We start from the raw sequence: 13,523 nt of genomic DNA, 5'->3' as shown, positions 1-13,523 counted from the left end.
GCTTCTATCAAATAGCAAAAAAGCCGGAAAGCCCGCGTTACAGCAGCTGGACAAGTGTGCAAATCCAAGCTGTAACGCGGTTTTCCGCGCTTTTTATGGTTCATGCATACCAAAGGGGGACCGTATCTCATGCTTCATCAATTTTCCCGCACGGAGCTGGCGATCGGGCCGGAAGGCCTGGAAGTGATGAAAAACAGCACGGTGGCCGTGCTCGGCATCGGCGGCGTAGGCTCGATTGCAGCGGAAGCGCTGGCACGTACCGGAGTCGGCCGAATTATTCTCATCGATAAAGACGTAGTCGATATTACGAATATCAATCGCCAAATCCATGCCCTGACCACGACCGTCGGGCAGCCGAAGGCCGATTTGATGCGCGACCGGATCAAATTGATCAATCCGGAGTGCGATGCGATCGCGCTGCGGATGTTTTACACCGAAGAAACGTACGAGAAGCTGTTTGAATACAAGCTCGACTATGTGCTTGACGCGAGCGATACGATCAGCTACAAAATACATCTGATCAAGCAATGCCTCGACCGGAAAATCCCGATCGTGTCCAGCATGGGCGCGGCGAACAAAATGGATCCGTCGCAGTTCAAAGTTGCCGATATTTCCAAAACGACTATGGACCCGATCGCACGGGTGATTCGTCATAAGCTGCGCAAGGAAGGCATCAAAAAAGGGGTCAAAGTCGTCTTCTCAACCGAGCAGCCGATCAAGCCGCGCGAAGATGTCACCCAGCAGATCGTGCCCGAAAATGCGCCGGAAATACGCAAAGCGCAAATGCCGCCGGCCAGCAATGCATTCGTTCCGCCTGTAGCCGGATTAATTATGGTGAGCGTTGCCGTTAAAGAACTGCTGGAACGGGCTCAAGCGTAAGCCGATGAGCGGATCAAGTTAACATGAAAGCGGACTGACATGGAAACGGTGTTGGTCCTCTTTTTTTTGAGCGAAGGTCAATTTTAGGTTATCGAGGAAATTTTGCGCTTGCGTTTATGGATATTATTGGTAACCACGAGGTTATCTGAGCTTTCTGCGGCGATTGTCGCGAACTTTAATCCACAGTCCCCCTTCCTCATCCCGGAAAAATCGAATGCCGAACAGGGCAAGCGGGCTCCACAACTCCTTGTAGTGATAATAAGGCACAGTTATCCACTCCAATCTCTATTTTCTGATACATATTGTATCATAAAAAGGAGACGCGATACCACATTTGCTCATGCTTGCATGGGATATCAACGAGGAATTTGTCGAACCCGCTATCATCTGTTCTGCCTATCTCTGAATGTTTTGACGGATTGCCTTTATTTTTTCCTCTGTAAAAACTCCCGAATCCAACAAATCTAAAATGGAAAGCACACCGCCGCGCGAACCCCAGCTTCCTTCTTCAATGACTTGGAAGGATACCCACCATGCAGGAGATGGCTCCGGAACTTCAAGAGCTTTAGTCAAACTGGCAATAATATTCTCAAGGACCTGTTTTCGGACCTCATTAGGCCAATCACCGTCCATCACTAATACGTTAACGGTAATAACGTCACGCTCAGGCATGTCCGAAAGCAGCTTTCCTCCAATAGCCATGTAATCTGCAGGACGCTCTGTAAAGCGCACTTGAAAACCTTCGCGTGCCGGCGGACAAAATTGGCCTACTTCCGGAATAAGTACGGCATCTGTCAAAGATTCCGCTAAAAGACGACGCTGCTCTTTTGTAATCCGATTTTCGGGATAATTCACTGAAATCATAGTCATTTTTGTTACTCTCCTTTTTGCGTATAGTGTTGTAGGAAACCGCTAATGCTTCGACGAAGTCCGGTAATCCATATGAGACCACTGCTCATAACCAAACTCTAAACCTGTTCCAAACCTTTGTCAATAATAATTATTATAATAATATATATTAAATAAATATATAGAATTTTAGGCGTGCGCAGAGCTGCCCGAAACCATTAAATTTGAACTCGGGGGTTCCTCGTATAAATTAGGAAAAATTCGACAATATATTTAACAAGAATGTTATCGAAAGGATTTCATCCCGATGAGGACACTCCGCTTGATCAGAAGCCTGTTCAAAAGATTGAGAGTAGAACCGAATCGCAATCATTTCCAACAAAATAGTTCCGAAATGCCGCAGCCGCAAAATCTGAATTCGAATTTGGATCAAAATGAAGACTCACTTCGCGCACTTTATGACAATTGCTCGGACGTGATTTACCGTTCCTTTCTCATCGGAGGAAAGGCGAAAGCGCTCATCATGTATATTGAAGGCTTGTCCGACCCTGAAGGGATCGAGCGGCATGTCATAGCCCCCCTCATAACGGAAGGAATCGATAATAACGACGGTATCGAGCGGCTTATTGAGCGCAAATTATCCGTATCGAAAGCGGATGGATTCACCACATTTGCACAATGCGTAGAGTATCTTTCGAATGGTTACCCGATCCTGTTGTGCGACAACGAGGTGATCGGTTTTGCTTTGGGGTTGGCCAAATGGGAAAAACGCGGAATTGAAGAACCTTCAGCCGAAGTAGGGATCAGAGGACCGCGAGAAGGCTTTACCGAAACGCTGCGGACCAATACTTCCCAAATACGGCGCATTATCAAGAGCCCTCTCCTCAAAATGGAATCGATGAAAATCGGATCGTATACCCAAACGAAAGTCGTTGTCGCTTATGTCGAAGAACTCGTGGACCCGACGCTGGTGGAAGAAGTCAAAAATCGTCTTAACCGCATTCAGATAGACGGAATTCTGGAAAGCGGTTATATCGAGGAGATGATTGAGGATCACCCTTATTCTCCTTTCCCGCAATTACTTGGTACGGAACGGCCCGACGTGGTCTGCGGTTGTTTGCTGGAAGGAAGAGTGGCGATTTTGACGGAGGGAACGCCCTTCGTATTGGTTGCCCCCATCACTTTTTTTTCATTGATTCAATCTCAGGAAGATTATTACCAGCGTTTTATGGTCTCCACAATTATTCGTTGGCTTCGTTACAGTTTTATCGCTATTTCACTTCTTCTTCCATCTTTGTATGTGGCAACTCTTACTTTTCATCAAGAGATGGTGCCCGGCTCCTTGTTAATCAGCATGGCGAGCTCTCGGGAATCCGTACCTTTTCCGGCTCTGATCGAAGCGCTGATCATGGAAATCTCCTTTGAAGCGCTGCGTGAAGCGGGCGTGCGGTTGCCCAAGCAGGTTGGCGCCGCCGTTAGCATCGTCGGTGCGCTCGTCATCGGTCAGGCGGCGGTTCAAGCCGGTCTTGTGTCCGCGCCGATGGTCATCGTGGTGGCCATTACCGGAATCGCCTCCTTCATGATCCCGCGCTATATTACCGGGATTGCCGTACGGATGCTCCGATTTCCGTTAATCATTCTTGCGGGAACGCTGGGGTTGGTCGGCGTTATGATGGGGATTATCGCGATCGTTCTGCATATGTGCAGCTTGCGTTCGTTCGGCGTTCCGTATCTCTCGGATGCAGCGACTCCTAAAATGGCGGAAATGAAAGACGTTCTGGTCAGGGCTCCGTGGTGGAAAATGGAGACTCGTCCGCGACTTACGGGGACGTATGACCAACGGCGGCAGTCCTCCGGTCTAAAACCGGGACCGGCACAAGGAGGGGAAGACTAATCGAGAACGTCCCGGCAAAGGAGATTGGAAACGATGAATGGCTCGATGAAACCGTTCATAAAAGCAGTTGTCTTCCTTCTGTTGTCAGGCTTGCTTGAAGGCTGCTGGGATCGGACGGAACTCAATGACTTGGCGATCATTACGGCGTTAGCTTTCGATCATGCGGAGAATCATCGGGTTCGAGTGACTGTGCAAGTCATCATTCCTCAAAGCCAAGCGGGCGGAGGAGCGATGGGAGGCGGAATTTCCGGAGGCGGAGCGGCCAAACGGACTACCGTTCGTACGGAGATCGGCATCGATGCTGCGGACGCTCTGTCCAAGCTCCAGCGGCTGTTTCCCCGGAAGCTGTTCTGGGGGCAATGCCAAATTTTTATATTCGGCGAATCGGTAGCCAAATCAGGTATCCGGGACCATCTCGACTTCTTGCTTCGTTTCCCTCAGACGAGAGAGCGGGCTTATATGTTTGTCAGCAAAGGAAAGGCGGCAGAAGCGCTTGAGTTGTTTCCGCCAATCGAGCGCTCTTCGGCAGAAGTTTTGCGGGAATTGGAAGGCTTGCATATCGGGATGCAAGTGACGATGCAGCAGTTGGGCGTCATGTTAAAAGGAGAGGCCCGTTCGGCTGTGCTTCCATTGGTATACATCCTTCCAAAGACTGAGTCGTCAGCGCCTTTTCAAACCATTCCGTATCTTTTAGGAGCCGCTATTTTCAAGGAAGACAAGATGGTCGGAGAAATTTCCGAAAAGACGACACGCGGCGTCATGTGGCTCCGAAATGAAATTGAAGAATATACGGTTGTCTTTAAAATGAAGGACGCGGAAGGGCAAGTATCGTTGAAACCCGTGAAAGCAAGCGTGAAGTTGATTCCGTCTATCCAAGGCGAAACATGGAAGATAACAGTGAAAGTAAAATCGGAAGGAGACATTATTCAGAACGGCACCAACCTGGATCCCATGAATCCCGAATTGCTGGCCTTGATGGAGAAGGCGTTCGAGAATGATGTGACGGAACGCATCCGGCTGGCTCTTCGTGAAGTCCAACATCATTGGAAAGCGGACATTCTTGATTTTGCGAAAGTGTTCCACCGGAAATACCCCGAACAATGGGAAAAAGTGAAAGATCGTTGGGAGCGTCGCTTCCCTGAAGTAGAAGTGACCACGGAAATCGAAACTCGTATACTCAGGCCCGGGACGATCAGTTTTCCGGGGGGAATGCCCAAAGAGGAGGTCAAGGAGAAATGATGTGGGGCTTTTTCTGCGGAGTTACGCTTGCCGCATTGCTGATCGTACGGCTGGAATGGGCAAAATTGAAGGCACTGCCGAAATGGGATCGCGCTGTATTCGTTTCCCTGCTGCTCGTCATTTTGATCCTATCCATGTTGGATCTGCCCCATACACGGGGTCCTACCACTTTTCTTCAGTTCATCTTCAAACCTCTCAGGGGGCTGGTTGAACCGTAGTTTCGGATGCTGCAGCGAAGGAATGAGGATTAATTCGAAGCGTGGTGAATGTTCTTGTTGGAGAAAGGGAAAATTTCAGCTTTTCAAATGGGACTTATGATGGTTCCGACTGTGTTGGCCTCCGGTTTTCTCGTGCTGCCGACCGTTACCGCTCAATATGCTCAAAACGATCTTTGGTTTACGAGCTTTCCGGCCGCTCTCATCGGCCTGATTGCCGTGTATACGGCGACTCGCCTGCATGAGCTTTATCCGAAGCAGACGATCGTCCAATACAGCGAACATATTCTTGGAAAAATACCGGGGAAGCTCGTTGGCATCATTTGCATCACCTACAACCTGCACGCTACTGGGGGCATCACCCGTCAGTATGCCGATTTCGTAGTGGGCAATTTTTTGTTCAAAACCCCTATTCTGATCATCATGTCGTCCATGCTCCTGCTTTGCGCTCTGGCTGTACGCGGGGGAGTAGAAATGCTGGCGAGGAGTACCGTCGTTTTTTTGCCGATGTTTATTGCGCCTGTATTTTTTATGCTGCTTCTTATTCCTGATCTGGATATCAAGAACATATTCCCCATCCTGAGCCATGGGATTGTCCCAGTCGTCAAAGGCTCTTTTTCGATGATGGGCTGGTGCAATGAACTGTTCATGATGTCCTTCTTCCTGCCCTGTCTGACCGATCCGGAGAAAGGGAGGAAGTGGGGCTTCATTTCATTAGGCGGCATCGTATTGTTTTTGACTTATGCCAACCTGATGTGCTTATTTTTGCTTGGACCGGATCTGGGTAATAAAATTTATCCGCTTTTGATGGCTTTCCGCTACATCAGCATCGGTTCATTCTGGGAAAATCTGGAATCCATCGTTCTGGCGATGTGGGTTGTCGGCCATTTCCTGCAGGTCGGCGTTTTTCTCTATGGCGCATCGATCTCATTCGCACAATTTTTTCGACTGTCGGATTACCGGCCCGTCGTCTTTCCGCTCGCGCTTCTTAGTCTGGTGATCGGCATTTGGGATTTGCCCAATTTTTCGGTTTTTGCCACTTTGGTGAAATTGGCGGTTCCGTTTCATATTTTATCGGTTTATATGTTTATTCCGTTGCTTTTGCTTTTAGTTGCCTCTTTACGCAAACGGAAAGCTTTTAATACAAACTAACAGCAAAATTGAAATTGCCGGAATTACAATCTATTTGAATTCGACAGATTTTTCAGATAAGATAGATGAGTTATACCCTAATTCCAACTTTTTTTTATGCGATGATAATGTGCGAATTAATGAATGCGATGAAGGTGGCAGAACATGGACTTGTTTGATTTTGCGGAAAATAATCGATCGGTAACTACCCCACTTGCAGAGCGTATGCGTCCCACGACATTGGATGAATATATTGGTCAGCAGCATATTGTGGGGAAGGGGAAATCTCTGCGGCGTTTGATAGAATCTGACCAGGTTCCGTCTATGATTTTGCAAGGTCCTCCTTCTTCCGGAAAAACCAGTTTGGCGACCATCATCAGCAAAATAACGAATGCCGAATTTATTAAACTTAATGCGGTCTCGCTTGGTATCGCCCAATTGCGTGAAACTTTTGAACAAGCTCAAGATTTAAGAAAGCTTTATGGAAAAAAGACGATTGCTTTTATCGATGAAATCCACGCCATGAAGAGGAACATTCAAGAAACACTGCTGCCATTTGTTGAGAATGGAGTCATTACACTGATTGGCTGCACAACGGAGAGCATCACACACGATATTATTCCGCCGCTCGTATCCAGGTGCCGGGTTTATCAATTGACCGCTCTAGCCCCGGAGGATGTAAAGGGAGTTATACGTTCGGCGTTAAGCGATTCGGAGAGAGGGCTTGGAAACAATCGGTTAACGATTACCGAAGAAGCGTTACATTATATTGCGGATGTATGCAATGGTGATATACGTACGGCGCTAAATGCGCTCGAAGTTGCTGCATACACGCTTCATGATACAACTGAGATCGATTTGAGCGCCATTCAGGAAGCGTTCCAATTTCGCTTAAACGGCATTAACACTAGCGATATGTATAATTTGACTTCAGCTTTCATCAAATCTATGAGGGGCTCCCAGACGGATGCCGCCCTGTATTGGTTAGCCCGGATGCTCGATAGCGGCGTAGACCCGATTTATATCGCGAGAAGAGTTGTAGTACATAGCTCCGAAGATGTGGGGATGGCAAATCCGCATTGTCTGCAGATGGCAATCGCCGCCCAACAAGCGGTGCAATTCGTAGGGATGCCGGAGGGGCGGTTGGCGCTCGCCCAAGCAGTGGTATATCTTTGTGAAAGCCCAAAATCCAACAGCGTCTATAAAGCTATTAACTCGGCTCTGGAGACGGTTCGGGGACAGAGACAGTATGAAGTGCCTAAGGATATTAAGCACGGCACTACAACCTACTTGTACCCTTTTGACAATCCGGGCAAGGATACGAACCAATACCTTCCCAAAGAATTGGAAGGCATTCGCTTTTACCAGCCTATGGATTCCGGGACGGAAAGTAAGATATTCGCCAAATATCAGAATCGCGATCGAAAGTGAAAAAGAGTTTTTCTGCACAATCCGGGCTGTTGAGAAACGTCCATTGGAGAGGCGCATCACTATTAAACGGGTAGAAAGCCTGCGAAAGTGCAGGCTTTTTTAGTATGAATGGTTCATTTTGGCGAAAAACCTGCGAAAGTACAGGAATTTTCGGCGAAAATGAATCCGAGCCCATGTTCACGGCAAAAAGCCTGCACAATTGCAGGAATATGTCGTGGCCAGCATATCCAGCGAGAAAAAGATGTATTTTTGCAGGTTTTCTTCGCGCAACCCGGCAGATGGTGCAACCCGGCTCTGGCGTGTGGACTCGCATTGAAACTTCACCTAAAGAAAGGACCTCATTCTCCGCTTGGCAGTGGAGTTTGAGGTCCTTTTTGCTCAATAAAAGGGCTGTCCCCGTACTATACGGACACTTTTGGGATAGCCCTGTATGATTTACCGGCTTTTTTATTTATACACCTTGTCGATGATGCCTCCGCCGAGGCAGATTTCGCCGTCGTAGAATACGACGGATTGTCCCGGCGTGACCGCTTTTTGCGGCTTGTCAAATGCGACTTCGCAGGTGCCGTCCTCCGCCATAGTCAGCGTCACGCCCTGATCGGGTTGGCGGTAGCGGAATTTGGCCGTGCAGGCGACGGGTCCGGAAGGCTTGTCCGGACTGATCCAATTGACGTCGGCGGCGGTAAGCCCTGTGGAGTAGAGGCCTTCGTACTGTTCACCCTGCACGACGAGCAGTACATTGTTCTGCAAGTCTTTGTCTACGACGAACCAGGGCTCTCCCGTCCCGGAGCCGCCGATGCCGAGGCCTTGCCGCTGGCCCAGCGTGTAGTACATCAAGCCGTCATGCCTGCCTTTGATTTCGCCTGTACGGATATCGCGCATATCCCCGGGCTGTGCCGGCAAGTACTGGCTGAGGAACGTCTTGAAATCTCTCTCGCCGATAAAGCAAATGCCGGTGCTGTCCTTTTTCTTTGCCGTAGCCAGGCCTGCAGTTTCGGCGATTTCCCGGACTTTCGGTTTCGGCAGGTGGCCGATCGGAAACATCGCTTTCGCCAGCTGCCGCTGGCCCAGCGCATTGAGGAAATAAGTCTGATCCTTATTCGCATCGTTGCCGCGGAGCAGCACGTATTCGCCGTCACGCTCTTCAACGCGCGCATAATGCCCTGTGGCGAGATAGTCGCCGCCCAGATCCTCGACCTTTTGCAGCAGCTCGCCGAATTTGATTTCCCTGTTGCACATGACGTCGGGGTTCGGCGTACGGCCTTTGCGGTACTCGTCCAAAAAGTAAGCGAAAACTTTATCGTAGTACTGCTTCTCAAAATTCACTGTATAAAAAGGGATGCCGAGCTGATCGCATACCCGTCTGACATCCTCAGCGTCTTCCTCTGCCGTGCAATGTCCGAATTCATCGGTATCGTCCCAATTTTTCATGAAAATGCCGATGACTTCATAGCCCTGCTCTTTAAGCAGAAGCGCGGCGACCGATGAATCGACGCCCCCGGACATGCCGAGAATAACCCGTGCTTTTTTACTCATCATTAATGACCTCTTTTCTGGCTGCCAGTCTTGAAATGGCGAAAAAACCTTGTGATGCTGTGCTTCCTTGCAGGTTTATCTCATCATTATACATCTACAAAGCTTATTTTTAAAATATTTCATGAGAATGCCATTGTTTTTCACCCATTATAGGAGGAATTATGGTAACATATATATGATACGCAGGTGTTTAGGAATGTTTTGGGCAAAAGTGGAAACGCTGTTTAGGAGTTATAGCCCTGTTTTGGACAAGATGGGGACAACTTTGATGGCATAAATGTTAAATGAGGTGTTATTTTTGAAAATATCGACAAAAGGCCGCTACGGCTTGACAATTATGATGGAGCTGGCCAATCGATTCGGCGAGGGCCCGACCTCGCTCAAAAGCATTGCGGAAAAACATCAGCTTTCCGAGCATTACTTGGAGCAGTTAGTCGCACCGCTGCGCAACGCGGGTTTGGTCAAGAGCATCCGCGGAGCTTACGGTGGATACATTCTCTCGAAATCTCCGGAGCAGGTGACTTCCGGCGAAGTTATCCGCGTTCTGGAAGGTCCGATCAGTCCGGTTGATTTTACGGAAGAAGACGACCCGGCCAAGCGCGACCTGTGGATCCGCATTCGCGACAGCATCGCGGAAGTACTGGATTCCACGACGCTTTCCAACCTGATTTCATTTCACGATGAAGGCAAGAACGACAACTATATGTTTTACATCTAAAGGTGCGATATGATTCCTATTTATCTCGATCACGCGGCTACGACGCCGCTGCATCCCGACGTATTGGAAGCGATGCTTCCTTTTTATACGGAGTTTTACGGAAATCCGTCGAGCATGCACAGCTTCGGAAGGGCGCCGAGAACGGCGCTGAACCGGTTTCGCGACTCGATGGCGGACGCCTTAGGCTGCCGGCCCGCGCAGCTTATTTTCACAGGCAGCGGGACTGAGAGCAGCAATATGGCCATTTTTGGTGTATTGAATGCACAGCGGGACGGCAAGAAGCATATGATTACGACGCAGACTGAGCATCATGCCGTTCTTCATCCGTTCGAACGCCTGGAGAGCCTCGGCTACGAGGTGACCTACCTTCCGGTAGATCCGACCGGTCTTATTCAGCTGGCCGATCTTGAAGCGGCCATTCGCCCGGATACGGCTTTGATCAGCATCATGTACGTCAACAACGAAATCGGCACCATCCAGCCAATTGAGCAGGCGGGACAGTTGGCGCGCGAGCGGCAAATCGTTTTTCACGTCGATGCCGTGCAGGCGCTGGGCAAAATACCGATTCATCTGGAATCGCTGCCGGTTGACCTGATGAGCTTTTCCGCTCATAAAATCAACGGCCCCAAAGGAGTAGGAGCGCTTTATATGGCTCCGAACACGATGCTTGCTCCTTTCATGCTCGGCGGAGCCCAGGAGCGCAAACGCCGCGCAGGCACGGAAAACATGGCCGGCATCGCCGGATTCGCCAAGGCGGTAGAAATTTGCCTGCCTAAGCTTCAAAAAAGTCAACTAATTGCCGCTGAGCTCCGTCAAATTATGGTAAGCAATCTGGAGCGCCACTTGGGCAGCGGCGGTTTCGTCATCAACGGTAACCCGGAACAGAGCATTCCTCATATTTTGAACATCAGTTTCCCCGGCATCAGCACCGAAACTTTGCTCATGAGCCTCGATTTGGACGGGGTTGCCGCCGCAAGCGGGTCGGCATGCACCTCGGGTTCGCTCGAAATTTCCCACGTCTTAAAAGCGATGCATCTTCCAGAAAATATCGTATCCTCCGCCGTTCGGTTTAGCTTTGGAATGGGGAATTCTAAAGAGCAAATCGAAATAGCCGCCCACAAAATTGCAACCATTGTGGATCGTTTGCGTACTAAATAGTACCGGGTGGTTCTAGGAGGAAACCAGCTTGCGCAAAGCGCGTGATCTTATCGGCCTTCCCGTTCTTACGGTAGACGCCGGTAAGCAGATTGGCCAGGTAAAAGATGTATGCATGGACCCGAATTGGAACATAATAGGCATCGTTCTGGAAACGAAGCAATGGTTCTCCGCCGCAAAGCTGATTTTGTGGAACGATATCATTGCCGTCGGAACGGATGCCGTTACCATACCGAACGAAAGCGTACTTGTCGAGCAAGCCGGCGACAAGGAGCTGATTGTTTTGAACGACGTAAGCTGCGGGATTAAAGGGCTTCCCGTAATTACAGTGGACGGCCGCCAATTAGGAATGGTAGAAGATGTTTATTTAGGCCAGGATTGGGGAACACAAATAGTAGGTTATGAATTATCCGAAGGTTTCATTTCCGATTTAAAGGGAGGGCGCAGGTGGCTTCCCGTACCGGAGTCGGCTGTCAAAGGGAAGGATGCGGTTATCGTCCCGGCACATGCCGCTGCGGAATTAGAAGAACTCTTCGTATCCAAAGAAGAATAGGGTGAGTAACATGATGCGTTGTCCAAATTGCAATTCCAAAGATATCGGAAAAATAGGTTCACATCAATTTTATTGCTGGGGATGCTTTATCGAGTTGAGCGTTAACGGCGATAAAATGTCCGTTTATCAAGTTGAAGAAGACGGAACGTTGAGCTCGCTTGACGATTTGTTTTTTGAGGAAGAGATTTCCGGGTCGCACGTACATGCCAATTAGTATTGCACAATGAACGATAAACGCCGTCCTAATCCGGTGCCTTGCATCCGGATTTGCGGCGTTTTTTTGCGTGGAGCGCATGTTCCCCCGGGTTATTTTGCACAGGTTGTACATATACTGTATATCGAATGTACTAGCCTGAAACAGGGGTGAACAGGATGGACCGCTTTTACAAAAACAAATGGTTTGCTTCGCTGGTTTATGTGCTGCTGGGTCTTGCTGTTATTTTCATGCTGGTGCAGATCAAACCGGTGCTGCTGAGTGTGGCGCAATTCATCAAAGGCGTTGCGGCCCCGTTTTTTATAGCCATGATCCTTTCCTATCTGCTGAATCCCGTCGTCAACATGCTGAACCAGCGCAAAGTGCCGCGCACGATTGCCGTGCTTCTTATTTACAGCGTATTCATTGCGTCGTTGACCGTAATTATTATGAATGTGACCCCGATGTTTATGAATCAGCTTGCCGAGCTCAACGAGCATTTGCCGCAGATGGCGATGAGAGCCCAGTCGCTTGTCGACGGTTTTAATCAAAACCGGCTGCTGCCGGACAGCGTCCGCATGGGCTTCAATCAATCGCTTACCAAAATAGAGGAAGGCATATCTTTGGCCATTTCCAATTATGTGAATCAGATCGGCAGCACGATCAATATGGTGTTCATGGTTTTTATCGTGCCTTTCGTCGCGTTCTACATTATGAAAGATTTTCAGCTGCTGGAAAAAACGGCGCTCGCCATCGTTCCCAAAGATCATCGAAGAGTAACGGTCAAGCTGCTTCTGGATATCGATACGGCGCTCGGCAACTATGTCAGGGGCCAGCTTCTCGTATGCCTGATTGTCGGGGTTCTGGCCTACCTCGGCTATTGGATCATCGGAATGCCCTATCCGCTTTTGCTGGCAAGCGTCGTCGCCGTTTTCAACATCATCCCTTACCTGGGCCCCTTTTTCGGGGCGGCGCCGGCCATTGTTATGGCTTCAACGGTTTCCTTGAAAATGATTCTGTTCGTCGCGCTGGTGAATCTTGCCGTGCAAATTTTGGAGGGCAACGTGATCTCTCCCCAGGTTGTCGGCAAGTCCCTGCACATGCATCCGTTATTTATTATTTTTGCGCTGCTTGTCGGCGGAGAAGTGGCGGGGGTCATGGGGCTGATTTTGGCGGTTCCGTTTTTCGCCGTTATGAAGGTGATCGTCCAGCATCTGTTTTTGCACTATGTTCACAGGCCGACGTTGTAAAAAGCGGACGCGCAAAACCCCTCTGAGCCATGACTTGCGGGATCATGGTCCAAAGGGGGTTTTGCACGAGGGTTGAGGTGAGGATATTGGGTGATTTGGCAATCATTCGTATTACTGTCGATCAGCCACGGAAAAAGTGGTCTTGCTCTTGCTTCTTTCGATAATGAAAATCATTATCAATGAACTCATTATATATTCATTGAGAATGATTGTCAACTGCGTTTTTCGATCTTTTTTGCATGCTTCTCTTTGTCGTCGCCCTGGTCGTCATCTTCTTCTTTTTGTTCTTTTTGCTCCTGGAATTGGACGACGGTTTGACCGGTGATATAATCGAACGGGTTGTACCGGCTGTCGGGGATTTGCTTCCTGATCAGCGTTCTTGCCATAATGTAGATGATAAGAATAAATACGGGACCGATTAAGGACAACAGGACGAGCGAAGAGAAATTCAACAAAGGCAGCCTCCTTACCTAATTAGGT

At 49.1% G+C, this 13,523-nt stretch carries 14 protein-coding genes; 11 read left to right on the top strand and 3 right to left on the bottom strand.

The annotated features are described in order from the left end of the window. The first annotated feature begins 129 nt into the window (after positions 1-129). The gene (locus AC0LWT_RS06240) at positions 130-879 is read left to right on the top strand and encodes a tRNA threonylcarbamoyladenosine dehydratase (RefSeq protein ID WP_474680367.1); all 750 of its coding nucleotides are present in this window, start codon (positions 130-132) and stop codon (positions 877-879) included. Between the two features lie 396 nt (positions 880-1,275). Here the strand turns inward: AC0LWT_RS06240 and AC0LWT_RS06235 are convergent, their stop codons facing one another. Beyond that, entirely contained in the window at positions 1,276-1,749 is a 474-nt protein-coding gene (locus AC0LWT_RS06235) for a tautomerase family protein (protein WP_474680366.1), read from the bottom strand. Positions 1,750-2,035: 286 nt separating this feature from the next. On the opposite strand from AC0LWT_RS06235, the gene AC0LWT_RS06230 reads away from it, so the two are divergent. The 5 genes from AC0LWT_RS06230 to AC0LWT_RS06210 all read left to right on the top strand — a co-directional run bounded on the left by AC0LWT_RS06230 (position 2,036) and on the right by AC0LWT_RS06210 (position 7,638). Next, positions 2,036-3,622, top strand: coding sequence for a spore germination protein (locus AC0LWT_RS06230; RefSeq protein ID WP_474680365.1), 1,587 nt, complete (start codon positions 2,036-2,038; stop codon positions 3,620-3,622). A 33-nt stretch (positions 3,623-3,655) separates the two neighbouring features. Next, complete coding sequence (locus tag AC0LWT_RS06225; protein ID WP_474680364.1) at positions 3,656-4,861, top strand: Ger(x)C family spore germination protein; 1,206 nt, start codon at positions 3,656-3,658, stop codon at positions 4,859-4,861. Continuing rightward, positions 4,858-5,079 carry a hypothetical protein gene (locus AC0LWT_RS06220; protein WP_474680363.1) on the top strand — a complete coding sequence of 74 codons (222 nt, stop codon included), beginning with the start codon at positions 4,858-4,860 and terminating at the stop codon, positions 5,077-5,079. The genes AC0LWT_RS06225 and AC0LWT_RS06220 overlap by 4 nt, the downstream gene beginning before the upstream one ends. 48 nt (positions 5,080-5,127) lie before the next feature. Then, on the top strand, positions 5,128-6,228 hold the full coding sequence (locus tag AC0LWT_RS06215; protein ID WP_474680362.1) for a GerAB/ArcD/ProY family transporter: 1,101 nt from the start codon (positions 5,128-5,130) through the stop codon (positions 6,226-6,228). A 144-nt stretch (positions 6,229-6,372) separates the two neighbouring features. Continuing rightward, the gene (locus AC0LWT_RS06210; protein WP_474680361.1) at positions 6,373-7,638 is read left to right on the top strand and encodes a replication-associated recombination protein A; all 1,266 of its coding nucleotides are present in this window, start codon (positions 6,373-6,375) and stop codon (positions 7,636-7,638) included. Positions 7,639-8,085: 447 nt separating this feature from the next. Here AC0LWT_RS06210 and mnmA read toward each other — a convergent pair whose 3' ends face one another. Then, entirely contained in the window at positions 8,086-9,174 is a 1,089-nt protein-coding gene (mnmA, locus tag AC0LWT_RS06205; protein ID WP_474680692.1) for a tRNA 2-thiouridine(34) synthase MnmA, read from the bottom strand. Between the two features lie 298 nt (positions 9,175-9,472). Between mnmA and cymR the strand changes: the two genes are divergently transcribed. The 5 genes from cymR (at position 9,473) to AC0LWT_RS06180 (ending at position 13,043) form a co-directional block, all read left to right on the top strand. Then, positions 9,473-9,892, top strand: coding sequence for a cysteine metabolism transcriptional regulator CymR (cymR, locus tag AC0LWT_RS06200; RefSeq protein WP_474680360.1), 420 nt, complete (start codon positions 9,473-9,475; stop codon positions 9,890-9,892). Between the two features lie 9 nt (positions 9,893-9,901). Next, positions 9,902-11,050 (top strand): cysteine desulfurase family protein, encoded by a 1,149-nt coding sequence (locus AC0LWT_RS06195; protein ID WP_474680359.1) that lies wholly within the window; start codon positions 9,902-9,904, stop codon positions 11,048-11,050. A gap of 28 nt (positions 11,051-11,078) precedes the next feature. Continuing rightward, entirely contained in the window at positions 11,079-11,600 is a 522-nt protein-coding gene (locus tag AC0LWT_RS06190) for a PRC-barrel domain-containing protein (RefSeq protein ID WP_474680358.1), read from the top strand. Between the two features lie 10 nt (positions 11,601-11,610). Beyond that, positions 11,611-11,814, top strand: coding sequence for a hypothetical protein (locus AC0LWT_RS06185; protein WP_474680357.1), 204 nt, complete (start codon positions 11,611-11,613; stop codon positions 11,812-11,814). Between the two features lie 158 nt (positions 11,815-11,972). Continuing rightward, positions 11,973-13,043, top strand: a complete 1,071-nt coding sequence (locus AC0LWT_RS06180) for an AI-2E family transporter (protein ID WP_474680356.1) — start codon at positions 11,973-11,975, stop codon at positions 13,041-13,043. A 212-nt stretch (positions 13,044-13,255) separates the two neighbouring features. Here the strand turns inward: AC0LWT_RS06180 and AC0LWT_RS06175 are convergent, their stop codons facing one another. Beyond that, complete coding sequence (locus AC0LWT_RS06175) at positions 13,256-13,495, bottom strand: DUF3951 domain-containing protein (RefSeq protein WP_474680355.1); 240 nt, start codon at positions 13,493-13,495, stop codon at positions 13,256-13,258. Positions 13,496-13,523 lie beyond the last annotated feature (28 nt).

The sequence above is a fragment of the Paenibacillus sp. sgz302164 genome, from assembly GCF_056120505.1.
Note: the sequence above shows the minus strand (reverse complement) of the source record. Positions and strands in the feature narration are given on the sequence as shown.